Consider the following 22,423-nt stretch of genomic DNA (forward strand, 5'->3'; position numbering starts at 1 on the left):
GCCCGACACCAATGTCGTATCACGCCATGCCAACGCGCGCCTTGCTGCCCCTGTTGCTGATCCCGCTGCTGGGCGGATGCATCAACCTGGGGCTGGGCAATGCCAAAGTGCCCCCGGCGCTGCTGACCCTGACGCCGCAGGCCAGACCTGTCGATGGCAGCACCACCAGCGGCCAGGCGCAATCCGCGCTGAGCGTGATCGAACCCGAAAGCGCTGCCGAACTGGCGGTGGTGCGCGTGGCGGTCAATGTCGATGCCTCGCGCGTGGCCTATCTGAAAAAGGCGCAATGGGTCGAACGCCCCGCGCGGCTGTTTCAGCACCTTCTGGCAGAAACCTTGCGCGCGCAGGGCAAACAGCTGGTCACCGAGGGCGACAGGCTGACCCATGGTCCGATCCTGTCGGGCCGCCTGATCGATTGCGGGTATGATGCGCGATCGGCCTCGGCCGTGGTCCGGTTCGATGCCGTGCGGCACAATCCTGACGGCACCGTCGATGTCCGCCGGTTCGAAGCGAGCGTGCCGCATATCGGGGCGCGGGTCGAAGACGTCGGCCCGGCGCTGAATCAAGCCGCCAATCAGGTGGCCAAGGCGGTTGCGGACTGGATCGGCTGAACCAACCGCGCAAACCGCGCCGCGGCCAGGAAATCGGCATGGCGTCGGGCGCGGCGGGCTTCGGCTTCGGGTTCTTTGCCCCATAGTTCGGCCTGCCACAGCTCCTCGAGATGGGCGGCGTTCCACAAAGTGTCGAGCGGCGCATCGGGTGCGATGGCGGTCAGGCCGATCACCAGTGACGCGGCAAGGCTGGTCAGCGTGTGCAGCGCGGCCAGCGCAAACGGATCATAGCCGGCCAGGTGTGCCGACAACGCGGCCAGCGTGGCATCGGGCTGCGCACGGTGCATCACGCCTGCCACGCGGATGAAACGCACGCCAAACCGCGTCTCGGCCGCGGCCAGCAGCGGTTCCCAATCGGCCTGTTGGCGCACGGCAAAGGGTTCGTCGGGAAATGCGCGATAACACAGCGTGTCGGTTTGCGCGAAGCCGCAAAGCGTGGTGCGCGTCGCCTCGGGGTCGGGCGCAACCACATCAAGCGTATAGTCGGCCAGATCGCGCATGACGAAGGCGCCGGTATCGATGTCTTCGCCCTGATCGGCCCATTCCGCGGCCATGGCATTGGCCAGCGCGGGCGTCGGCACGATCTGGGCCCGCCCGCCTTGCGTCCTGATGGCGCGGCCATCGAGCAGCACCTGCCAGCCAGCGCCGGCCTGCGCCACCGCTACGTCGCGATAAAACCGTTTCATTGCCTGCTTTTCCATTTTCGCGCGAGGTGCCGCGGCAGCGCAAAGAACACCACCGCGCCGGCCACGATCATACCGTCACCCACCGCATCGGGCACAAAGGCCAAGGCGCGGATGCCGTGGCTCAGGATCACCACGCCGGCCAGCGCGATCAGTGCGCCGCACAGCCGGGCCAGTTGCAAGGCCATGAAACGCGGCAGTGCCGGATCGCGGCTCATGCCTCCAGCGCCTTGAGCAACAGGCGCAGTTCCCCGACCGATCCGGCCACGGCCTGTGCCCCTGCGGCAAACAGTTCGTCGCGCGGGTGATAACCCCAGTCCACGCCGATCGCGCAGACCCCGGCGTTGATCGCCATCGCCATGTCATACGCGGTGTCACCGATCATCACCGTGGCCGCGCGGTCGGCGCCTGCTGCGGCAAGACAGGCCTCGATCATCGAAGGATCGGGTTTGGACGGATGCCGGTCGGCGGTTTGCAGCGATAGGAAATGCCCGGTCAGGCCATGGCGGTCCAGGCAATGGGCCAGGCCGCGGTCGCTTTTGCCCGTGGCCACGCCCAGCAACCAGCCCGCAGCATCCAGATCGGCGATCAGGGTGGCAATGCCATCGTACAACGGTTCTTCCAGCACGCCCGTGGCGCGGCGGGCGCGGAATGCATCCTTGTAGGCCTGGACCAGGCTGGCGCCGGTTTCGGCGTCGCAATCGGGGCTAAGCCTGCGGATCGCCTCGGCCAGCGACAGTCCGACAATCCTGCGGATCTGCGCGCGCGGCGGCGCGGGCAGGGCATGGGCGGCAAAGGCCGCTTCCATTGCCAAAGTGATGTCGGCCTGGCTGTCAACCAGTGTGCCGTCGCAATCGAAAATGGCAAGACGCAGCACCATCAGCGATCCCCGTCCTTGACCAGCCCACGCATCAGCGCGGCAATCGCCGCCTGGCCACTGGCTTCAAGCCCGTCGATCACCCGCGCCCGTTCCTCGGCACGCTTGTTCTGCGACAGCTTCAACGTGGGGCGCCACGCGACAACGTCGATGTCGAACCCGACGATGGCATCCATCAATCGCGACATCGTTGTCCGGGTGACTTTGTCCATGGTCCAGGCCGGCCCGTCGATCCGCGCTTCGTTCTGCGCCGACAGGGCGGCCAGCAGGTCGGTCAGCCCGTCGCGATCGAGCCGCCGCACCCGACCTTCGCATTCGAGCGCAAGATAGTTCCAGGTCGGCACCTGGTCGGCGTCCTGGTACCACCGTGGCGAGACATAGCCATCGGGACCGTTGACCACGATCAACGCATTTGCGCCATCCAGGTGCTGCGTCAGGGCATTGCCGCGCGCCAGATGAAACCCCAGCCGGCCGCCGTCGCGCAGCAGCAACGGGGTGTGTGCGACGCGCGGGCCATCGGGCGTGGAGGCAAACACCATGCCGAACCCGACTTCGGCGATCAGGCTGGCATGGAGTGCGTCGGTCTGGTCCGCAGGGGCCTTGGCGCGAAAGGCGGGGTTGGGATGCATCGGCGCAAAACGCGGATCAACGCGGCGGGCGCGGCGGACGTGCGGGCGCGCGCCGCACCGGCTTGCCCGCAGGCGCACGCGATGGCGGACCCGATGGCGCGCGCGCCGACGGCCCGGCAGCCCTCGTTGCCGGTTTGCCCGCAGGTTTTCCACGCGGTGCTGCACCGGGTTTCCCACCCTTGCCCACAGGTTTGTCCCCAGCTTTGCGCACCGGTTTGCGCGCCGGTCGTTCGGCGCCGGTGTCTTCGCCGCGTTTGCGCCGTTCACCTTTGCGTTCGCGGCGCACATCCTTTGAATGGGCTCGCGCCGCGCGCTTTTCGACCACTTTGGGGTCCTTGGGCGGTGGCGCCAGCAACAGCAGGTCGCCTTCGGATTCGGTAAAGCCGAGTTGCGCCAGCCCGGTTGCAAAATGTTCGGGCAAGGGTGCTGTTACATCCAGCGTGTCGCCTTCGGGATGCGGGATGACCAGACGGCGTGCGTGCAGGTGCAATTTGCGGCTGATGGTGCCGGTCAGGAATGCGGCCTGGCCGCCGTATTTTCCATCGCCCACGATCGGGTGGCCGATGGCGGCCATGTGCACGCGCAACTGGTGCGTGCGCCCGGTCTGCGGTTGCAGTTCGACCCAGGCGGCGCTGTTGCCCGCACGGTCGATCACGCGATAGCGCGTGCGCGCGGTCTGGCCCGCGCCGCTTTCATCGACCATCATCTTTTCGCCGCCGGTGCCGGGCTGTTTGGACAACGGCAATTCGATCAGGCCGTCATAAACCGCGGGCACACCGACCACCAGCGCCCAGTAGATCTTGCGCGCCGAACGGCCGGCAAAGTGACGTGAAAAATATGCAGCGCTGCCCGGCGTACGCGCCACCAGCAACACGCCCGAGGTGTCCTTGTCCAGCCGGTGGACCAGGCGCGGACGCGGTCCCTTTTCGGCGGCATAGGCATCGAGCAGGCCATCGACATGGACAAACGTGCCGCTGCCGCCCTGGGTGGCCAGGCCCGGCGGTTTGTTCAGCACGATTGCGGCACGGTCCTGGGTCAGCACCATCGCTTCGGCCTGGGCAATCTGCTCTTCGGTCAGGGGCTCGCGCTCGCGCAGCGTGTTGGGGCCGGGGGGCAGCGCGCCTCCGGGCGGTACGCGCAAGGTCTGGCCCGCGGCCAGCCGCGTGTCGACATCGGCGCGTTTGCCATCGACGCGGATCTGCCCGGTGCGCGCCCAGCGCGATACCGTGGCAAAGCCGACTTCGGTCAGGTGCCGTTTGAACCAGCGGTCCAGCCGCACGCCTTCGTCATCGTGGCCGACAACGAACTGGCGCACCGCATCGGCGGCGGTGGTCTTGGGGGCCTTCATGCCGCCACCCGCATCAGCGAAAGGCCGGCAAACAGCGCGCCAAACCCGGCGAGCAGCGACAGGCCGACATACAGCGCGGCCATGCCCAGCGCATCCCGTTCAACAAACAGCGCGAATTCCAGCGCGAACGAGGAGAAGGTGGTGAACCCGCCCAGCACGCCCACACCGAGCAGCAGCCGCCAGCTTTCGCCGCCGGCTGAATGGCGCGCCATCCACCCGACCAGCATGCCCATCAGCAACGATCCGGCAATATTGACGGTAAGCGTTGCCCAGGGAAAGGCGCTGGCCGCGATGGGGCCGATGAAAAAGGTCCAGGCACGCGCCGTCGCAAAGCGCAGCCATGACCCGAAAGCGCCGCCGCCGGTAACCAGCAGCGAGGCCGTGAGAAAAGAAGGTGGTGATTGCATGGGCCGGTCCATAGAGCATGCCGCGCAAAAGTGGTAAGCGGTTTTATTGCATCGGGGTCCAACAGCCTCGGCAGATGCTTGCGCAGCCCAGGTCAAAGTGATAATGGGCCTCCATTCTCAGCCGATCCCGTTCGGGAATCGGCCATTTTTGTTTTCTTTATCGGGTGTTCCCCCGGGTTCGTCTGCACCGTCAAAACTGGGTGCGGCATACGGGGTTCTGGCCTGTATCATTCGTGAGGTGTGGTTTTTTATGCAGATTCTCGTCCGCGACAACAACGTCGATCAGGCTCTTCGCGCGCTGAAGAAGAAGCTGCAGCGTGAAGGCGTCTACCGCGAGATGAAGCTGCGCCGTCACTTTGAAAAGCCGTCGGAAAAGCGCGCCCGCGAAAAGGCAGCGGCTGTCCGCCGCGCCCGCAAGCTGGAACGCAAGCGCGTGGAACGCGACGGCGGCAAGTAGGGTAACCGGGGAGGTCACCCGGCCTCCTCATTACCCCCTTGCGAGCCAGCCCGCGCTGGGCCAAGAGGGCGCCGTGTATGCGGCGCCCTTTCGCTTGTCCGGCTGTTTCGGCGGCCCGGCGAATCGACTTCGCACCATTGATATTTCCCAAGAGGGCCCATCATGACGGAAATCACCCGCGTTCCTTTGCAGCCGATTGCCAAAGGCGCGCTGACCAAGCTGTGGATCGCGGTTGTGGCGCTGGTCGCGCTGGGCGGTGCGGTGGCGTTCGAAACGCGGCAAAAGGGGTTGCAGGTCGAAACGGTCAAGGCCGGCACAGGAGCTTCGCCCTCGGCAACCGATGTGGTGCTGGTCAGCTATGTCGGCCGCCTGGCCAATGGCAAGGAATTCGATCGCAACGATCACGCGGCCTTCAATCTGAAGGAAATGGTGCCCGGTTTCACCCAGGCGCTGGAAAAGATGCAGAAGGGCGGCAAATACCACGTCAGCATCCCGGCGCGGCTCGGCTATGGCGAACATGGCCTGACCAATCCGCAGACGGGTGAACAGCTGATCCCCGGCGGCACCGACCTGACGTTCGACATCGAACTGATCGATTTCAAAAGTGCTGCCGAACTGATGCGCCAGCGCCTGATGATGCAGCAGTTGCAACAGCAGTTGCGCGGTGCGGCCCCCGGCGGGGCTGCGCCCGGTGCCGCCGAGGCCGCCCCCGGCGGCGCCGAAGGCGCAGCGCCGCCGCCACAGTGATCGAAGCCGCACCCGGTTGCACAGCGGTGCGACCGGGTGCGCACACCAGACGTTTTTGCAGAAAGGCATAAGGCATGTCAGTCGCCCCCGCAGACGTGGCGAAAATCGCCTCGCTTGCCCGTATCAAGCTTTCGCAGGCCGAAATTGATGCCATGGTGCCCGAATTGAACGGCATCCTTGCCTGGGTCGACCAACTGGGCGAAGTCGATGTGACCGGCATCGAGCCGATGACCGCGGTCATACCCAACACTTTGCGCCTGCGCGCCGATGTGGTGGGCGCAGACCCGCTGACCGGTGGCGACGTGCGCGACAAAGTTCTGGCCAATGCCCCCGCCGCCGAACACGGCTTTTTCGGCGTGCCCAAGGTGATCGAATAACATGACCGACCTGACCAATCTGGGCATCGCCGCGATCCGCGACGGCGTTGCCAAAGGCGATTTCACCGCGGTTGAAGTGGCGACCGCGTTCAACGCGGCGGTGGCCGAGGCCAATCCGGCGCTCAATGCGTTCATCGTCACCACGCCCGATCATGCCCTGGCGGCGGCAGCCACGGTCGATGCGGCGCGTGCTGCCGGCCAATCACTGGGCGCCATGGCGGGCGTGCCGATCGGCATGAAGGACCTGTTTGCAACGCAGGGCGTGCAGACCACCGCGGCCAGCCACATTCTCGAAGGCTTTGTCCCGCACTACGAATCGACCGTCAGCCAGCGGCTGTGGAACGCCGGTGCGGGGATGCTGGGCAAACTGAACCTTGACCAGTTCGCGATGGGATCGTCGAACGAAACCAGCGCCTTTGGCAATGTGATCTCGCCCTGGCGTGCGGCCGGCGACACCGCCGCGCGCGCGCCGGGCGGATCGTCGGGCGGGTCGTCGGCGGCGGTATCGGCGCGGATCGTGGCCGCGGCCACCGGCACCGACACCGGGGGTTCGATCCGTCAGCCCGCGGCGTTTACCGGCATTTCCGGGATCAAGCCGACGTATGGCCGGTGCAGCCGCTGGGGCGTGGTGGCGTTTGCGTCGTCGCTCGATCAGGCCGGGCCGATGGCGCGCGATGTCACCGATTGCGCGATCATGCTCGAAGCGATGGCCGGGTTCGATCCCAAGGATGCGACCAGCCTTGACCTGCCGGTTCCCGCCTGGTCCTCGGCATTGTCCGACAATCTTCAGGGTCTCAAAGTCGGCATTCCGCGCGAATACCGGCTCGACGGCATGGACCCCGATGTCGCCAAAAGCTGGGACGACGGGATCGCCTGGCTCAGCGATGCCGGTGCCGAGGTGGTCGATATCAGTCTGCCGCACACCAAATACGCGCTGCCGACATATTACATCATCGCCCCTGCGGAAGCCTCGTCAAACCTCGCGCGTTATGACGGCGTGCGTTATGGTTTGCGCGACTTGCCCGACGGCGCCGGATTGCAGGACATGTATGCCGCCACCCGCGCCGCGGGCTTTGGCGCGGAAGTGAAGCGCCGCATCATGATCGGCACCTATGTGCTGTCGGCGGGCTTTTACGATGCCTATTACACCCAGGCGCAGAAGGTGCGGACGCTGATTGCGCGCGATTTCGAACAGGCCTTTCAGAGGGTCGACGTGATCCTGACCCCCACCGCGCCGACTTCGGCGTTCGTGCTGGGGCAAAAGAGCGCCGATCCGTTGGAAATGTATCTGAATGACGTGTTTTCGGTGCCCGCGTCGCTGGCCGGGCTGCCGGCGATGTCGGTGCCTGCGGGTCTTGACCGGTCCGGCCTGCCCCTGGGGCTGCACCTGATCGGGCGGCCGTTTGACGAACAGGGCGTGCTGAACGCCGGCCTCGCGATCGAGCGACGCGCCGGGTTTGCCGCGCGTCCGGAAAAGTGGTGGTAAGATGAGCAGCTATCGTATCCAGGGCGCCACCGGCGAATGGGAAGTGGTGATCGGGCTGGAAGTCCACGCGCAGATCAGCACCCAGGCAAAGCTGTTTTCGGGCGCGGCGACGGCCTTCGGGGCAGAGCCCAACACCCAGGTCAGCCTGGTCGACGCGGCGATGCCCGGCATGCTGCCCGTGCCCAATGCCGAATGCATCCGCCAGGCGGTGCGCACCGGGCTTGCGATCAATGCGGTGATCAATCCGTGGTCGCGGTTCGATCGCAAGAACTACTTCTACGCCGATCTGCCGCAGGGCTATCAGATCAGCCAGCTGTACCATCCGCTGGTGGGCGAAGGCGCGATCGAGATCGTGGCCGATGACAAGAAGCCCGACGAAACCAAAGTGATCGGCGTGGAACGCATCCATGTCGAACAGGACGCGGGCAAGCTGATGCACGATCAGCACCCGACGATGAGCTATGTCGATCTCAACCGGTCGGGCGTGGCGCTGATGGAAATCGTCAGCCGCCCCGATATGACCAGCCCGGCCGAAGCGGGCGCCTATCTGACCAAATTGCGCACCATTTTGCGTTATGTCGGATCGTGCGACGGCAACATGGATCAGGGATCGATGCGCGCCGATGTCAACGTGTCGGTGCGCCGCGCGGGCGAACCGCTGGGCACACGCACCGAGACCAAGAACGTCAATTCGGTGCGCTTCGTGATGGCGACGATCGAATACGAGGCCAATCGCCAGGTCGACGTGCTGGAAGCAGGCGGCAAGATCGTCCAGGAAACGCGGCTGTTCGATCCCGACACCGGCACCACCCGGTCGATGCGCAGCAAGGAAGATGCGCACGACTATCGCTATTTCCCCGATCCCGATCTGCTGCCGCTGGTGCTTGACGCTGCATTTATCGAAGAATGCCGCGCGTCGTTGCCCGAACTGCCCGATGCAAAGCGCTTGCGCTATGCCACCGAACTGGGGCTTTCGGCCTATAACGCGGGCGTGCTGACGGCCGATGCCGAAACCGCGCGCTGGTTCGAGCGGCTGGTAACCAAAAGCGCCGCCTTGCAGGGCAAAAGCGAAAGCGATGTCGCGCGGGCCGCGTCAAACTGGCTGACCAGCGAACTGTTCGGCGCGCTGAACAAGCTGGGCAAGGCCCTGCTGGACAGCCCGGTTACGCCCGACGCGGGGGCAGAGCTGCTGGCGCTGGTTGGTGACGGCACGATTTCGGGCTCGATCGCCAAGCAGGTGCTGGAAAAGATGCTCGACACCGGTGATGCGCCGGGCGCGATCGTCGAACGCGAAGGCCTGAAACAGACCAGCGACACCGGCGCGATCGAAGCCGCGGTCGATGCCGTGCTGGCCACCAATGCCGACAAGGTCGACCAATACCGTGGCGGCAAGGACGCGCTGTTCGGTTTCTTCGTTGGCCAGACGATGAAGGCGATGCAGGGCAAGGGCAATCCCGGGCTGGTCAACCAGGTGCTCAAGGCAAAACTGGGATAAATCCCTGCGCGATGCGTCACCCCGGACGTGATCCGGGGTGACGCATCGCGATCAATCCCCAGCCTTCACCTCTTCCACCGGCAGGCCCAGTTTGGCCAGCTGTGGCCGGATCTTGGCGTCATCGCCCACCACCACCCACACGATCCGCGACGGATCGATATTGGCACGCGCCGCGGCGTCCAGATCGGCGGCGGTCATGGCGCGATACCGCTCGGGCAGGCGGGTGTAATAATCGTCGGGGCGATGGAATTCGACGATCTTGGCGATCCCGTCGAGCAGCGCGCCCGAGGTTTCGAACGCACCGGGCAATTGCCGCGCCGAACCTTTGGCGGCCAGACCCAGCTCAACCGGCGTGGTGCCCTTGGCCCCCAGATAGCCGGCGATTTCCTTGCGCAATTCGGCAATCGCCGGGCCGGCCTGGTCGGTCTGCACCGGGGCATAGATGCGCAAGGCCACGTGGTCCTGCCGATCGCCGATCGCGGTATAGGTGCCATAGGACCAGCCCTTGTCTTCGCGCAGGTTCTGCGTGAACCGCGCCAGGAACGATCCGCCCAGCACTTCGTTGGCGGTGCGCAGCGCAAGCAGATCGGCGGTGCCCAGCGCGTTGAGCACTTCGCCCCCGGCAATCTGCGCCTGCGGCGTGCCGGGCCGGTCGATCAACAGGATGTGTTCGTGGCCTTCGGGCAGGGCGCGGGCAAAATCCTTGCGCGGGGCGGGGCCCGCAGGGGCCTGCCAGTCGCCAAAGCTTTTTTCCAGCAGCGGGCGCACCGCATCAAGCGTGGTGTCGCCGGTGACGAAAATGCTGGCGCGGTCGGGGCGCAACCAGGCGTGATGCCATTGTTCCAGGTCGGCACGGGTCAGATGCGCGACGACCGCTTTGCTGCCAAGCCCGCTGGGTGCGGTGCCATAAGGATGCTGCGCGCCATAGATCGCCGGATAGAGCATGCGCAGCGCCGCGCCATCGGGGTCTTGCGTTTCGGCATCGATCGCCGACAGCTGTTGGGCGCGCACGCGTTCCAGATCGGCCGGGCGCAGGCCGGGATGACGCACGAAATCGCGCAGCAGATCCAGGCTGGCGGGCAGATTGGCCGCCAGCGCATCCAGCTGGAACGCGGTCTGGTCCGGTCCCGATGAATCGCCGATCACCGCGCCCAGCCGTTCGCGCGCGCGCGCAAGCTCGGTGGCCGACAGCGTGGTCGTGCCTTCGTCCATCAGTTTCAGCAACAGCGCCTGGGTACCGCGCGCCTGCGCCGGATCGGCGGCAAAGCCCGCATCGAACGCGATCCGCACCTGCACAACCGGCACCGCGCTGCGCCGCGCGAAATAGACCTTGATGCCGTTTGCCAGCATTGCGCGCTCGATCGCCGGAAAGGGCAGAGGGCCCACCTCGGCCGCGGCGGGCAGATGGCTGCGATCGCCATCGGTGGACAAGGCCCTCAATCCGGCAGGCACCGGGGTCGGCGGGGCGGGCAGCGGCAGGGCATTGTCGCCGCCGTGGTTTTCGCCGCCTTCGGTGCGCGTGCCCGGCTCGATCGTCAGCGACAACGGCGGGCTTTGCAGCCACTTGCGCATGGCCGCGCGCACATCATCGGGTGTCAGGCGGGCAATGCGGTCAAGCTCGGTGCGATAATGGTCGGGATCGCCGTTATACAGCAATCCTTGCGCCAGCTGCGGGGCCTGGCCGGCAAAGCCGCCGACCGATTCGAGCGACCGGATCGTGCCGCCGACCGCCGCGACGCTGGCGCGCTGCAATTCGTCGGCCGTCGGACCATCTTCGATCAGGCGGTGGATTTCGGCATCGAGTGCAGCCGCCACCGCTTTTGCATCCTGCCCGGTTTTGACATCGGCCTGCGCGGTGAATTGTCCGCCTTGGGCAAAGATCCCCGCATATGCGCCGGCGTCTGTGGCAATTTCCTGCCCGTGCACCAGATGATCGGCCAGGCGCGAGCTCGACAGGCCACCCAGGATCGTCGCACCGATCTGCAACGGCAGGTAATCGGGATCGTTGAGGCCGGGGATCGCCCAGACCCGCATCACGCGGGTTGTGGCAACCTGGTCCTTCATGGTCATTGATACCGGATGGGCCAGCGGCACCACCGGCACCGACACCGGCTGGACTTTGGGCCCGGGTGCAATCGCGCCGAACCAGCGTGTCACTTTGTCCCTGGCGGTGGCCAGATCGATATCGCCGGCCAGCACGACGATGGCATTGTCGGGCGCATAATGATCGCGGAACCACGCCTTGACATCGTCAAGCGAGGCGGCGTTGAGATCGTCCATCGATCCCAGCGTGACGTGGTGATAGGGATTGCCCGCGGGATACAGCGTTTCCTGCTGGGCGTATTCGGTCAGGCCATAGGGCTGGTTGTCGTCCTGGCGCTTTTCATTTTTGACCACGGCCCGTTGCGCATCGACGCGCGCCTGCGTCATCGCGGGCAACAACCAGCCCATGCGATCGCTTTCCATCATCAACGCGCGGTCCAATGCCCCGGTCGGCACGGTTTCGAAGTAATTGGTGCGGTCAAACCAGGTCGTGCCATTGGCGTCGGTTGCGCCCACTTCGGTCAGCGGTGCAAAGAAATTGCCCGGATTGTGTTCGGACCCGTAGAACATCAGATGTTCGAACAAGTGCGCAAAGCCGGTGCGCCCGCGCGGCTCGTTCTTTGACCCCACCGCATACCACACCGACACCGCCACCACCGGCGCCTTGCGATCGGTGTGCACCAGCACGGTCAAGCCGTTGGGCAGCGTGAACCGGTCGTAGGGCAGGTTCACCGTCTTCACCAGATCGGCCACCGGCGCCGGCGCCATCTGCGCGTGGGCGGGCTGGACCAGCATGGCGGCGATGCAGGGCAGGGCTGAGGCAAGAAGCAGGGTGCGGCGCATGAAAGGGTTCCGATGTGGTTTCCAATGCCCCTTTCTTTCCAAAGGAATGCATCCGTGAACAGGGGGTAAATGAACCACCTGTCGATTGGTGCCCGAATGGGTCGTGCAATCGTCGATTTGCGCGCGCGGCGGTCTGTGTTCAGCCAAGCTGGCGAAGCAATTCCCCGGCAAACTGCGACAGGGTATCGTCGCGGGCCCCCATGATCACCACGCGGTCGCCCTGCCGTGCCATGCCCACGATTGTTTTGGCGGCGTCGGTGCGCGCGGCGATATGGTCGGCGTGGCCACCGGCGGCATTGATCCGGGCAACGATCCGGTCCGAACCATATGAGCGGTCGACGGTGCCGCCGAAATAGACCGGGTCGGTCAGGATCACGCGATCATCCGGGGTCAGGTGCGTGGCCAGGACGTGTGCGAGCTCGATGCCCATCTGGCGCAGCGGGCCATAGCCGTGCGGCTGGAACAGTGCGATCACGCGGCCGGGGTGCGCGCGCAAGGTGTTCAGCGTGGCCGCGACCTTTTCGGGGTTGTGGCCAAAGTCGTCGATCACGGTGACGCCGCCGGGCGAGGTGCCGACAATGTCGAACCGGCGGGCCAGGCCGGCAAACGTGCCAAGCGCGGCGATGGCGGTGGCCAGCGGCACATCGGCCAGCGTGGCGGCGGCCAGCGCCGCCAGCGCATTCATCAGGTTGTGGCGGCCGGGGACTTGCAATGTCAAACGGTAAGCGCTGCCGTCGCGGCGGTCGTGGATCGCGGCGGTGATCCCGCTGGCGGATTCAACGATCGTGGCCGGGTCTGCTGCGATCACTGCATCGGGGCCAAGTCCGAAGGGCAGCACCCGGCCGGCGCGGTGCGCCAGCGCCATGCTTTCGGCGTCGTCCGCGTTGATCGCCACGGCCTGACAGGTGGCAAGGAAATTGCCAAACAGATCGCGCAGTTCCTCCAGGCTCTTGTGATCGAGGCTGACATTGCCCAGCACGCCGATGCGCGGCCGATAGAGCGCGATCGAGCCATCGCTTTCATCGACTTCGGCGACGAATGCCGGGCCTGCGCCGACGCGCGCCGCGGCAAAGGGGGCATCGGGTGCCACGAAATTCTTCATCACCGCGCCGTTCATGATCGTGGGATCGCCGCCGGCGGCGGTCATGATCCAGCCGATCATCCCGGTCACGGTGGATTTGCCGCTGGTGCCTGCCACCGCAATCGGCAGCGCCGCGCGGTTGAACAGCGCGGCCAGCAGATCGGCGCGCGACAGGCGCGCGGTGCCCAGCCTGCGTGCCGCCACCACTTCGGGCACGGTATCTTCGATCGCGGCAGACGCGACCAGGATCTGATCGGCCGAGGTGATTCCGCTGCCGTCCTGCGGGTGCATCGCAAAGCCCAGCGATTCCAGCCAGGCAAACTTTTCGGGCGTGCGCCCCTGGTCGCGGCTGCGGTCCGAGCCCGCGACCTGCGCGCCCAGCCCGCGCAGGATCAGCGCCAGCGGCAGCATGCCCGACCCACCGATGCCGCAGAAAAACCACGGGTGGGCTTGGGGGGTGGCGGCGTAGGCGTCGGCAGGCTGGCTCATGCCGGCAGGGTCCTACAGCAAATGGTGGCACAGTCCAGACTTGCAGGGCCGCGCCATTCGCCTATTGCCGTGCATCATGCGTGTTCGTCTGTGCGCCCCATCCACACCTTTTTCCCGCGATGATGCCGCGCGCGTCGTGGCGATTGGCGCAGACTATCCCGGCCTGACGCTGGATTTCCACCCGCAGTGTTTTGAAACCTGCGGGCATTTCGCCGGTGACGATGCCGCGCGGCTGGCAGCGTTTGTGGAATGTGCAAACGATCCCGATGGCGATGCGGTGTGGTTTGCGCGCGGCGGCTATGGCGCGGTGCGGATTGCAGGCGCGGCCATCGCGGCGCTGGGCCCCGCAGCACGCGCGAAGGCATACCTGGGATATTCGGATGCCGGCACGATGCTTGGCGCGTTGTATGGTGCAGGGATCGGCCGCGCGGTGCATGCGCCGATGCCTGCCGATATTCGCCGCGCGGGGGGCGAGGCGGCGGTGCGACGCGTGCTGGGCTGGTTGACCGGGGATCGTTCGGGCGAAGAACCGGACATCGGCACGGCGCCGGTGGCGGCGTTCAACCTGATGACGCTGGCGATGCTGACGGGCACGCCGCTGATGCCCGACCTTCGCGGGCATGTGGTGATGATCGAGGAAGTGGCCGAATATCTTTATGCGGTCGACCGGCTGCTGTTTCATGTGACCGCGGCGCTGGCGCCGATGGGGGTTGCCGGCATCCGGCTGGGGCGGATCAGCGATGTGCCTGAAAACGACCGTCCGTTTGGCGCAGAGCCGGATCAGATGGTGCGCGACTGGTGCGCGCGCACCGGCATCGCCTATCTTGGGCGGGCCGATATCGGCCACGATGCGCACAACCGCATCGTGCCGTTCGGGCTTGCCCATCGGCACCAAGGCCAATAAGCGCGCGGGCAACGTGTAACGAGAGATATCACAGACCATGCGAGCATTTGTTTTTCCAGGGCAGGGCAGTCAGAAGGTCGGCATGGGCACAGAGCTTGCCGCCGCCAGTGCGGCTGCGCGCGAAGTGTTTGAAGAAGTGGATGAAGCGCTGGGGCAGAAACTGTTCCAGATCATGGCCGAAGGGCCCGAAGACGCGCTGACCCTGACCGAAAATGCGCAACCTGCGATCATGGCGCACGCCATCGCGGTGCTGCGCGTGCTGGAAAAGGAAGGCGGCATGGCGATTGCCGACAAGGCCGATTTCGTCGCGGGGCACAGCCTGGGCGAATACACAGCGCTGTGTGCAGCGGGCGCATTTTCGCTGGCCGATACTGCGCGCCTGTTGAAGCTGCGCGGGCAGGCGATGCAGGCTGCGGTGCCGGTGGGAATGGGTTCGATGGCCGCACTGCTGGGCGCCGACATTGCCAAGGCCACCGCGCTGGCCGAGGCGGCGGCCGAGGGCGACGTGTGCACCGTGGCCAATGACAACGATCCGGGCCAGGTGGTGCTGTCGGGGCATAAGGCCGCGATCGAGCGCGCGGTGGCGCTGGTCAAGGATTTCGGCATCAAGCGCGGCGTGCTGCTGCCGGTATCGGCGCCGTTCCACTGCGCGCTGATGCAGCCCGCGGCCGATGCGATGGCTGCGGCGTTTGCGGCCACCGCGCCGCGCGCGCTGTCGGTGGCGCTTTATGCCAATGTGACCGCCGCGCCGGTGACCGATCCGGCGCAAATCGCGCGCCTGCTGGTCGAACAGGTGACGGGCCGCGTGCGCTGGCGCGAAAGCGCGATCGCGATGGGCGCCGCCGGGGTGGAGCAATTTGTCGAACTGGGCGGCAAAGTGCTGGGCCCGATGATTTCGCGCAGTGTCGCCGATGTGTCGGTGACCAGCGTGGTGACGATGGCCGATATCGAAGCATTGCTGAAGGACCTGTAAGGCATATGGAACACCGTCTTTTCGATCTGACCGGGCATACCGCGCTGGTCACCGGGGCCGCCGGCGGTATTGGTTCGGCCATTTGTCATGCCTTGGCACGCCAGGGCGCGCGGATCGCGCTGTCAGGCACCAACGCGGCCAAGCTGCGCGCGTTTCGCGAAGAGCTGAACGATACCTATGGCCATGACCATGTCGAGATCACCTGCGATCTGTCGAAGGCGGAATCGGTGGAACAGCTGGTGCCTGCCACGATCGACACGCTGGGCAAGATCGACATCCTGGTCAACAACGCCGGGATCACGCGCGACAACCTGATCATGCGGATGAAGGATGACGAATGGGATCAGGTGATCCGCGTCAATCTGGAAGCCGCGTTTCGCCTGATGCGCGCCGCCGCGCGCCCGATGATGAAGGCGCGCCATGGCCGCATCGTTACCGTTACCAGCGTGGTGGGCGCCACCGGCAACCCCGGTCAGGCCAACTATGCCGCGGCCAAGGCGGGGCTGGTCGGCATGTCGAAATCGCTTGGACAGGAACTGGCAAGCCGCGGCATCACGGTGAACTGCGTGGCGCCGGGGTTCATCCGCACCGCGATGACCGAAGTTCTGCCCGATGCGCAAAAGGATGCGCTGAATGCGCGCATTCCGATGGGCCGCATGGGCGAAGGCAGCGATATCGGCGCGGCGGTGGCCTATCTCGCCAGCCGCGAGGCCGGTTATGTGACCGGGCAGACGCTGCATGTGAACGGCGGCATGGCGATGCTGTCCTGATGCGGCGTGGCGGGATCGTCGTGTTCGCCGCGCTGGCCTGCGCCAGCCCGGCCGCGGCGCGCCCGCCAGAGGCGCTGGCCTGCGCGCTGCAGGCAGCACCCCAGGGGCTTGATACCCGCGTTGCCGATGTGATCGTCAGCCATGACTTTGCCCAAGGCCGGGCTGTGCTCGATGATCTGCGCGTGGTGACCGACCGTTGCGCTGCCGACCAGTTTCTCAATGCCAGGCAGCGCGATGCCTATTTCAGCTATGTGCTGGGGCGGATGGGTCGCGATGTGATCGATGCGCGGCTGGCGGCGGCAGGCGTGTCGTCTGCGCTGATCGACCGCACGCTCGATATCGGGCCGGGCAATGCCAACAACCCCGCCGACAAAGTGACGCAGGGCGATCTGCGCATGGTCGCCGATGCCATGGCGCATGCGGGCAAGGACCCCAAGGCGATCACGCCCGACGGGTGGGCCCTGATCGCGGCGTGGATTGTGGCCACGGCCAACATGTTCGATGGCCTGCGCGATATCGATTAGCGGCGCCGCAAGGCCTGCCCCGGGCAGCGCCACGCGTCAGCGATACCGATTTTATGCACAACTTCGACCGCCAAGGTACGGTCCGTGCTTGCGAAGGCACCCGGCGTGGTTATGGAAGGTGGTCCGAAACCGCAACAGACCTTGCGCGAATCCGCTTCGCTGCGGGGCTGAACGCGACCGGGATGGCATGACCGAGGGATCGAGACGAGAATGAAGGCCACCATCGAACGCGCGACACTGCTGCGCTGTCTGTCCCATGTGCAATCGGTGGTAGAGCGCCGCAACACCATCCCGATCCTGTCCAACGTGCTGATCGATGCATCGGCCAGCGGCTCGGTCAAGCTGATGGCGACCGACCTTGACCTGCAGGTGATCGAATCGATGCCCGCCGCAAGTGTCGAGGCCGCGGGCGCGATCACCGTGTCGGCGCACCTGTTGTTCGACATCGCGCGCAAGCTGCCCGACGGTTCGCAAGTCAGCCTGGAAACGGTCGACAACCGCATGGTGGTCAAGGCCGGGCGCAGCCGGTTTCAGCTGCCCACGCTGCCGCGCGACGATTTTCCGGTGATTGTCGAAGGCGATCTGCCGACCAGCTTTGAAATTCCTGCACGCACCCTGGCCGAACTGATCGACCGCACGCGGTTTGCGATTTCGACCGAGGAAACGCGCTATTACCTCAACGGCATCTTTTTTCACGTCAGCGATGACGTGCTGAAGGCGGCCGCCACCGACGGTCACCGTCTGGCGCGCTACACGCTGGCGCGGCCCGAAGGAGCCGAGGCGATGCCCGACGTGATCATCCCGCGCAAATGCGTGGCCGAGTTGCGCAAACTGCTGGAAGACGTGCTCGACACCAATGTGCTGATCGACCTGTCGGCCAGCAAGGTGCGCTTTACGCTGGGTGGCGAATTCGGCGTGGTGCTGACCAGCAAGCTGATCGACGGCACATTTCCCGATTACAACCGGGTGATCCCGACCGGCAACGACAAGCTGCTGCGGCTTGACCCGCGCGCGTTTTTCGAGGGCGTCGACCGCGTTGCGACGATCGCCACCGAAAAGACCCGCGCGGTGAAAATGGCGCTCGACAACGACCGGGTCACGCTGTCGGTTACCAGCCCGGACAACGGCACCGCCGCCGAAGAGATCGCCGCCGATTATCGCGCGGAAGGTTTCGAAATCGGCTTCAACGCCAACTATCTCAAGGATATTCTTAGCCAGATCGACGGTGATCTGGTCGAACTGCATCTGGCCGATGCGGGTGCCCCCACGCTGATCCGCAAGAATGATCAGTCGGCAGCCTTGTACGTGCTGATGCCGATGCGCGTCTGACGACAGGGCCGGTGGCACGGCGGTTACGCGTTGACCCGTATAACCGCCGGTTGCGCGACTTCATCTCTTGCATCTAGCGCATGTGTATTCTGTTATAGGAACACACGCTGATGCATAAGCAGGACACCGCGGCCAAAGCCGCCTTTTTCGGCCTGGCTGCGAAAGACTTCGGGCACTTCGCCAGGATCGAAAAGGCCATGCGCAGGCACGGTGCGCATGCGCTGGATCGGCTGTATCATCGGATCGGCCAGACGCCCGAGACGGCGCGCATGTTTTCTTCGCGCGCGGTTATCGACCATGCCCGGGCCAAACAGGTCGAACATTGGGACCGCATGTTTTCGGGTGCGCCCGATCAGGCCTATTTTGCATCGGCGGAAAAGATCGGACGCGTGCATGCCCGCATCGGGCTTGAGCCGCGCTGGTACATCGGCGCCTATGCCGCGGTGCTCGACGATGTGCTGAAGGCGATTGTGCGCGACAGTTTCGGTCCACTGGGCAGGCGGCTTGGCCATACGGTCGGCAGCCTGGTCAAGATGGCGCTGTTCGACATGGAAATCGCGCTGGCCACGTATTTTGAAGTCGAAGCCGAACGCCGTGCAGGCGTGATCAGTTCGCTGGGCGATGCATTGCACGTGATGACCGATGGCGATTTCGTCACGCGGCTGGAGCGCCTGCCGCCGGGTTACGAGGATTTGCAGCGCGATTTCGAAGCGATGCGGACAAAGGTCAGCACCGCGCTGGGCTATGTTGCCGACAATGCGCGCCAGGTTGAAAGCGGGGCGCAGGAAATCCGTCAGGCCTCCGATGATCTGGCGATGCGCACCGAGCACCAGGCTGCCAGCCTGGAAGAGGCTTCGGCTGCCATGACGTCGCTTGCCGGCAGTGTCGGACAGACCGCCATCGATGCCGGGCATATGCACGATTCGGTGCAGCAGGCGCATGGCGATGCGATGGAAGGCGGCAAAGTCGTGGGCGAAGCGGTGGCCGCGATGACCGACATCCATCGCTCGGCACAAGAGATCGGCAAGATCATCACGGTAATCGACGGGATCGCCTTTCAGACCAATCTGCTGGCGCTCAACGCCGGGGTCGAGGCTGCCCGCGCGGGTGATGCCGGGCGCGGCTTTGCGGTTGTTGCCAATGAAGTCCGCGCGTTGGCGCAACGGTCGGCCGACGCCGCGCGCGACATCAAGACGCTGATCGGCGCAAGCGGACTGCAGGTTGAACGCGGGGTCGATCTGGTCGGACAGACCGGTGCCACATTTGACCGGATCGTGGGCAAAGTCGGCGAAATTGCCGATCTCGCGCGCACGATTGCGGCCACCGCCAGCGGTCAGGCAACCCAGATCGGTGAATTGCGCGAAACCGTCAGGGAACTTGACACCATGACGCAGCACAACGCGGCCATGGTCGAACAGGCAACCGCCGCCGCGCGAAGCCTGGCCGATACCGCCGACCAGTTGACCAGCCAGGTTGACATGTTTCGCGTCGATGCCGCGGCGGACGGCATTGGCAGCGGCATGCGGCGCGCAGCCTGACCGGTGCGGCTTATTCCGCGGCGGCCAGGATGGCGGCGCGCTGCGGACCGCGCAGCACGCCGCCCGGGGTGGCCCCGGTCCAGGTGCCGTCTTCAAAGGTAACCACGCCCGATTTGATCGTGTAGCGATAGCCCGTTGCGCGTTGCAGCAGGCGTTTGCCACCTGCGGGCAGATCGAACGCCAGCCACGGCCGTTCGAGCGTCAGGTGGTCGAAATCGATCACGTTGATATCGGCCAGCGCACCCGGCGCGATCACGCCGCGGTCATCCAGGCCATAAAGCCGCGCGGTGTCATGGCTTTGCCGTTTCACCGCGGTTTCAAGCTTCAGGCGGCCGCCGCGCGGGCGATCGCGCACCCAGTGTTGCAACATGAACGTGGGCGAGGCGGCATCGCAGATCGTGCCGCAATGCGCACCGCCGTCGCTGAGCGAATTCACGCAATCATCGCGCGCCTGCAGTTGCTCGAGAAAGTCGAGATTGCCGTCGGCATAGTTGAGAATGGGGAAATAGATGAACCCGGTGCCATCGCCCTGGGTCATCAGGTCATAGGCGTATTCCGCAGGCGTCACGCCGCGCGCGGCGGCGCGCGCCGCGATGCTGGCGGGGCGTTGCGGTTCGTAATCGAAATCGTCGTCCATTTCGTAAAGCTGGCCCCACCCTTCGGCCAGCGCGCGGAACAGGTGGACGATGTCGCTTTCGGGATAGACATTGGCTTCGCCGAGCAGTTGGGCGCGAAAATCCGCATCTTTCAGCCGGGCACGCTGTTCGTCCCAGGGCAGCGCCTCGATCGCGGCCCAGCTCGGCCGAAACCGGAAGGGATGCACCGTGCCGCGCCAGCCCATGATCACGCCGTTGCCGCGCAACGCGATCGCCGCCACGATCCGCGCGCCGCGGGCATTCTGGCGCGCCATTTCGGCGATCTGGTCGTCCAGCGTGGTTTCGCGCGCGATCGATTGCAGCGCGGCAAACACCACCGGCAGGCCGGTTTCACGACTGATCGCGCCCATCCAGTCGAATTCGCGCCATTCGGGTCGCAGGTCGCTGGCCAGTTCGAACACGCCGTGGCCCGCGCGGCCCATCGCCCGGCCGATTGCCACCAGTTCTTCGGCGGTGGCGGTGGTGCCGGGCACGACTTCGCCCTCGATCGATTTGTGGATCACGGTGCGGCTGGTGGAAAAGCCCAGCGCGCCTGCGCGCACGCCTTCTTCGACGATCGCGGCCATTTTCGTGATGTCGTCGCCTGTCGGCACTGCGCCGGGGCGTTCGCGATCGCCCATGACATAGGCGCGCACCGCGCCGTGGGGCACGTGCGTGCCGACATCGATGCTGCGCGGCAGCCGTTCAAGCGCATCGAGATATTCGGGAAAGGTTTCCCAATCCCACGTCAGCCCTTCGGCCAGGGCGGTGCCGGGAATATCCTCGACCCCTTCCATCAGGCCGATCAGCCAGTCGTGGCGATCGCGCGCGGCGGGCGCAAAGCCGACCCCGCAATTGCCCATGATCGCGGTGGTCACGCCGTGCCACGACGACGGCGCCATTTCCGCATCCCACGTGGCCTGGCCGTCGTAATGGGTGTGAATGTCGACCCAGCCGGGTGCCACCACCAGCCCGGTGGCGTCGATTTCGCGCAGCGCCGTACCCGTTACCGTGCCGACCGCGGCAATCAGCCCGTCGCGGATGGCAACATCGCCGGTGTGGCGCGGCGCGCCGGTGCCATCGACAATCGTGCCGCCGCGCAGGATCAGGTCATAATGGGCCATGGATCGCTCTCCCAGGGGGCGTATCCGACTCGTGCCAATGCGGCCGGGTATCGCCGTTGTGCGTGCGATTACGTCACAGCGCGCCGGTCCGGTCAACCGCCAGGCGTGTCGTCCAGAAATGCGACCAGTGCGCGCGCAAACGCCTGCGGGTGCGACAGCATGAACAGGTGTCCGCCGCCATCAAACAGCACAAGCGTGCTGCCGGGGATCGCACTGGCCAGAAAATGCGCGTTGGATACCGGGATCAGCTGGTCTTCGTTGTCGGCCATGACCAGCACCGGCATCGACAGCAACGGCAGGAACGCAGCGCTGCTCCACGTGCCAAAGGCCGACAGCTGGCAGGCCCAGCCGACAGGCGTGGGGGCGGTGGCGGCGTTGAGCGACACTTTGCCCGACCCGCCACCGTTGTAGAGCGTGGCCAGATTGCGGCGCAGCGCGGCCTCGACGGTGTATTCCAGCGGATCCATCCAATGCCCGATCATCGCGGGATTGCCCGGCACCATCACGCTGCCGGCCGAGGTTGCCGCCAGCACCAGCCGGCCGATGCGCGCGCGATGCTGAAACGCGAATTGCTGGGCCAGCGCACCGCCCCAGCTGATCCCCAGCATGTCGACCACATCGATCTGCAGCTTGTCGAGCAGCGCGGCCAAAGTCAGCGCCATCTGCGCGATGGTATAGGGAAAGATCGGATCGGGCGACTGGCCGATGCCTGGCATGTCGATGCTGATCAGATGCCGACCGGGCAATTGCTGTGCGACAGGTTCCAGCATTTCCATGTTCATGCCGATACCGCCCAGCATGACCAGCGGCGTGCCGCCTGCATCGCCATGCCACTGGCCCACGCGCAGGCGCCGTCCGGCAGCGCCGATCATCGTGAACTGGGCGGTGCCGGTGCGGTTGGCGGATTGCTGCGTGTGGTGGTTGGGGTCTGTCATTGCGGCCTGTGGAATGGGCGGTTGATCGCGCTCATACCCCCCGCAGCAGATTGCGGGTACCGGTTTTTGCAAGGCCGCGCCGTCATCGCCGGACTGCGCGGGCATGTGCCGTTCCGGG

22 protein-coding genes are annotated in these 22,423 nt (G+C 65.6%); 12 read left to right on the forward strand and 10 right to left on the reverse strand.

Annotated features, from left to right (window positions below):
* Positions 1-11: 11 nt before the first annotated feature.
* On the forward strand, positions 12-611 hold the full coding sequence (locus G404_RS0115730; protein WP_036521724.1) for an ABC-type transport auxiliary lipoprotein family protein: 600 nt from the start codon (positions 12-14) through the stop codon (positions 609-611).
* Here the strand turns inward: G404_RS0115730 and G404_RS0115735 are convergent.
* Genes G404_RS0115735 through G404_RS0115760 form a run of 6 tightly spaced genes read right to left on the reverse strand, consistent with a single transcriptional unit; the run spans position 575 to position 4,555 of the window.
* On the reverse strand, positions 575-1,297 hold the full coding sequence (locus G404_RS0115735; protein ID WP_028641929.1) for an ATP12 family chaperone protein: 723 nt from the start codon (positions 1,295-1,297) through the stop codon (positions 575-577). The genes G404_RS0115730 and G404_RS0115735 overlap by 37 nt on opposite strands.
* Entirely contained in the window at positions 1,294-1,512 is a 219-nt protein-coding gene (locus G404_RS0115740) for a hypothetical protein (RefSeq protein WP_028641930.1), read from the reverse strand. The genes G404_RS0115735 and G404_RS0115740 overlap by 4 nt, the downstream gene beginning before the upstream one ends.
* Positions 1,509-2,174 carry an HAD-IA family hydrolase gene (locus G404_RS0115745; RefSeq protein WP_028641931.1) on the reverse strand — a complete coding sequence of 222 codons (666 nt, stop codon included), beginning with the start codon at positions 2,172-2,174 and terminating at the stop codon, positions 1,509-1,511. Before G404_RS0115745 ends, G404_RS0115740 begins: the two co-directional genes overlap by 4 nt.
* Positions 2,174-2,800 (reverse strand): FMN-binding negative transcriptional regulator, encoded by a 627-nt coding sequence (locus G404_RS0115750; protein ID WP_028641932.1) that lies wholly within the window; start codon positions 2,798-2,800, stop codon positions 2,174-2,176. Before G404_RS0115750 ends, G404_RS0115745 begins: the two co-directional genes overlap by 1 nt.
* A 16-nt stretch (positions 2,801-2,816) precedes the next feature.
* Positions 2,817-4,148, reverse strand: coding sequence for an RluA family pseudouridine synthase (locus G404_RS0115755; RefSeq protein ID WP_028641933.1), 1,332 nt, complete (start codon positions 4,146-4,148; stop codon positions 2,817-2,819).
* Positions 4,145-4,555, reverse strand: coding sequence for a fluoride efflux transporter FluC (locus G404_RS0115760; RefSeq protein WP_036521735.1), 411 nt, complete (start codon positions 4,553-4,555; stop codon positions 4,145-4,147). Before G404_RS0115760 ends, G404_RS0115755 begins: the two co-directional genes overlap by 4 nt.
* Positions 4,556-4,805: 250 nt before the next feature.
* Here G404_RS0115760 and rpsU point away from each other — a divergent pair, with 250 nt between their 5' ends.
* The 5 genes from rpsU to gatB all read left to right on the forward strand — a co-directional run bounded on the left by rpsU (position 4,806) and on the right by gatB (position 9,117).
* Entirely contained in the window at positions 4,806-5,012 is a 207-nt protein-coding gene (gene rpsU / locus G404_RS0115765) for a 30S ribosomal protein S21 (protein ID WP_028641935.1), read from the forward strand.
* 162 nt (positions 5,013-5,174) lie between these two features.
* Positions 5,175-5,759, forward strand: coding sequence for an FKBP-type peptidyl-prolyl cis-trans isomerase (locus tag G404_RS0115770; protein ID WP_028641936.1), 585 nt, complete (start codon positions 5,175-5,177; stop codon positions 5,757-5,759).
* Positions 5,760-5,833: 74 nt separating this feature from the next.
* Positions 5,834-6,136, forward strand: coding sequence for an Asp-tRNA(Asn)/Glu-tRNA(Gln) amidotransferase subunit GatC (gene gatC, locus G404_RS0115775; protein ID WP_028641937.1), 303 nt, complete (start codon positions 5,834-5,836; stop codon positions 6,134-6,136).
* 1 nt (position 6,137) lies between these two features.
* A complete protein-coding gene (gene gatA / locus G404_RS0115780) occupies positions 6,138-7,622 on the forward strand; it encodes an Asp-tRNA(Asn)/Glu-tRNA(Gln) amidotransferase subunit GatA (RefSeq protein ID WP_028641938.1) in 1,485 nt (494 codons plus the stop codon).
* Position 7,623: 1 nt separating this feature from the next.
* Complete coding sequence (gene gatB, locus G404_RS0115785; RefSeq protein ID WP_028641939.1) at positions 7,624-9,117, forward strand: Asp-tRNA(Asn)/Glu-tRNA(Gln) amidotransferase subunit GatB; 1,494 nt, start codon at positions 7,624-7,626, stop codon at positions 9,115-9,117.
* Between the two features lie 51 nt (positions 9,118-9,168).
* Here the strand turns inward: gatB and G404_RS0115790 are convergent, their stop codons facing one another.
* Together G404_RS0115790 and G404_RS0115795 are read right to left on the reverse strand one after the other, a co-directional pair.
* Positions 9,169-12,003 (reverse strand): M16 family metallopeptidase, encoded by a 2,835-nt coding sequence (locus tag G404_RS0115790; RefSeq protein WP_028641940.1) that lies wholly within the window; start codon positions 12,001-12,003, stop codon positions 9,169-9,171.
* Positions 12,004-12,142: 139 nt separating this feature from the next.
* A complete protein-coding gene (locus G404_RS0115795; RefSeq protein ID WP_028641941.1) occupies positions 12,143-13,573 on the reverse strand; it encodes a glutamate ligase domain-containing protein in 1,431 nt (476 codons plus the stop codon).
* Positions 13,574-13,646: 73 nt separating this feature from the next.
* Here G404_RS0115795 and G404_RS0115800 point away from each other — a divergent pair, with 73 nt between their 5' ends.
* From G404_RS0115800 to G404_RS0115825, 6 genes are all read left to right on the forward strand, one after another.
* Positions 13,647-14,477 carry an LD-carboxypeptidase gene (locus tag G404_RS0115800; protein ID WP_028641942.1) on the forward strand — a complete coding sequence of 277 codons (831 nt, stop codon included), beginning with the start codon at positions 13,647-13,649 and terminating at the stop codon, positions 14,475-14,477.
* 37 nt (positions 14,478-14,514) lie between these two features.
* The gene (fabD, locus tag G404_RS0115805) at positions 14,515-15,450 is read left to right on the forward strand and encodes an ACP S-malonyltransferase (RefSeq protein ID WP_028641943.1); all 936 of its coding nucleotides are present in this window, start codon (positions 14,515-14,517) and stop codon (positions 15,448-15,450) included.
* Between the two features lie 5 nt (positions 15,451-15,455).
* Complete coding sequence (gene fabG, locus G404_RS0115810; RefSeq protein WP_028641944.1) at positions 15,456-16,220, forward strand: 3-oxoacyl-ACP reductase FabG; 765 nt, start codon at positions 15,456-15,458, stop codon at positions 16,218-16,220.
* Positions 16,220-16,744, forward strand: coding sequence for a hypothetical protein (locus G404_RS0115815; protein WP_156906332.1), 525 nt, complete (start codon positions 16,220-16,222; stop codon positions 16,742-16,744). The genes fabG and G404_RS0115815 overlap by 1 nt, the downstream gene beginning before the upstream one ends.
* Positions 16,745-16,954: 210 nt before the next feature.
* Positions 16,955-18,073, forward strand: a complete 1,119-nt coding sequence (gene dnaN, locus G404_RS0115820) for a DNA polymerase III subunit beta (protein ID WP_028641946.1) — start codon at positions 16,955-16,957, stop codon at positions 18,071-18,073.
* Positions 18,074-18,183: 110 nt separating this feature from the next.
* Entirely contained in the window at positions 18,184-19,611 is a 1,428-nt protein-coding gene (locus G404_RS0115825) for a globin-coupled sensor protein (protein WP_028641947.1), read from the forward strand.
* 10 nt (positions 19,612-19,621) lie between these two features.
* Here the strand turns inward: G404_RS0115825 and G404_RS0115830 are convergent, their stop codons facing one another.
* Together G404_RS0115830 and G404_RS0115835 are read right to left on the reverse strand one after the other, a co-directional pair.
* A complete protein-coding gene (locus tag G404_RS0115830; protein WP_028641948.1) occupies positions 19,622-21,370 on the reverse strand; it encodes an N-acyl-D-amino-acid deacylase family protein in 1,749 nt (582 codons plus the stop codon).
* A gap of 92 nt (positions 21,371-21,462) precedes the next feature.
* Complete coding sequence (locus tag G404_RS0115835) at positions 21,463-22,305, reverse strand: alpha/beta fold hydrolase (RefSeq protein ID WP_051280838.1); 843 nt, start codon at positions 22,303-22,305, stop codon at positions 21,463-21,465.
* Positions 22,306-22,423 lie beyond the last annotated feature (118 nt).

It is taken from the genome of Novosphingobium acidiphilum DSM 19966 (genome assembly GCF_000429005.1).
Lineage (GTDB): Bacteria > Pseudomonadota > Alphaproteobacteria > Sphingomonadales > Sphingomonadaceae > Novosphingobium > Novosphingobium acidiphilum.

Coding starts and splice junctions, on each gene's coding strand:
- rpsU (WP_028641935.1), top strand. CDS start 4,806: ATGCAGATTCTCGTCCGCGACAACAACGTCGATCAGGCTCTTCGCGCG.
- gatC (WP_028641937.1), top strand. CDS start 5,834: ATGTCAGTCGCCCCCGCAGACGTGGCGAAAATCGCCTCGCTTGCCCGT.
- G404_RS0115735 (WP_028641929.1), bottom strand. CDS start 1,297: ATGAAACGGTTTTATCGCGACGTAGCGGTGGCGCAGGCCGGCGCTGGC.
- dnaN (WP_028641946.1), top strand. CDS start 16,955: ATGAAGGCCACCATCGAACGCGCGACACTGCTGCGCTGTCTGTCCCAT.
- G404_RS0115745 (WP_028641931.1), bottom strand. CDS start 2,174: ATGGTGCTGCGTCTTGCCATTTTCGATTGCGACGGCACACTGGTTGAC.
- G404_RS0115815 (WP_156906332.1), top strand. CDS start 16,220: ATGCGGCGTGGCGGGATCGTCGTGTTCGCCGCGCTGGCCTGCGCCAGC.
- G404_RS0115835 (WP_051280838.1), bottom strand. CDS start 22,305: ATGACAGACCCCAACCACCACACGCAGCAATCCGCCAACCGCACCGGC.
- fabD (WP_028641943.1), top strand. CDS start 14,515: ATGCGAGCATTTGTTTTTCCAGGGCAGGGCAGTCAGAAGGTCGGCATG.
- G404_RS0115770 (WP_028641936.1), top strand. CDS start 5,175: ATGACGGAAATCACCCGCGTTCCTTTGCAGCCGATTGCCAAAGGCGCG.
- G404_RS0115755 (WP_028641933.1), bottom strand. CDS start 4,148: ATGAAGGCCCCCAAGACCACCGCCGCCGATGCGGTGCGCCAGTTCGTT.
- gatB (WP_028641939.1), top strand. CDS start 7,624: ATGAGCAGCTATCGTATCCAGGGCGCCACCGGCGAATGGGAAGTGGTG.
- G404_RS0115740 (WP_028641930.1), bottom strand. CDS start 1,512: ATGAGCCGCGATCCGGCACTGCCGCGTTTCATGGCCTTGCAACTGGCC.
- G404_RS0115795 (WP_028641941.1), bottom strand. CDS start 13,573: ATGAGCCAGCCTGCCGACGCCTACGCCGCCACCCCCCAAGCCCACCCG.
- gatA (WP_028641938.1), top strand. CDS start 6,138: ATGACCGACCTGACCAATCTGGGCATCGCCGCGATCCGCGACGGCGTT.
- G404_RS0115760 (WP_036521735.1), bottom strand. CDS start 4,555: ATGCAATCACCACCTTCTTTTCTCACGGCCTCGCTGCTGGTTACCGGC.
- G404_RS0115790 (WP_028641940.1), bottom strand. CDS start 12,003: ATGCGCCGCACCCTGCTTCTTGCCTCAGCCCTGCCCTGCATCGCCGCC.
- G404_RS0115730 (WP_036521724.1), top strand. CDS start 12: ATGTCGTATCACGCCATGCCAACGCGCGCCTTGCTGCCCCTGTTGCTG.
- fabG (WP_028641944.1), top strand. CDS start 15,456: ATGGAACACCGTCTTTTCGATCTGACCGGGCATACCGCGCTGGTCACC.
- G404_RS0115830 (WP_028641948.1), bottom strand. CDS start 21,370: ATGGCCCATTATGACCTGATCCTGCGCGGCGGCACGATTGTCGATGGC.
- G404_RS0115750 (WP_028641932.1), bottom strand. CDS start 2,800: ATGCATCCCAACCCCGCCTTTCGCGCCAAGGCCCCTGCGGACCAGACC.
- G404_RS0115825 (WP_028641947.1), top strand. CDS start 18,184: ATGCATAAGCAGGACACCGCGGCCAAAGCCGCCTTTTTCGGCCTGGCT.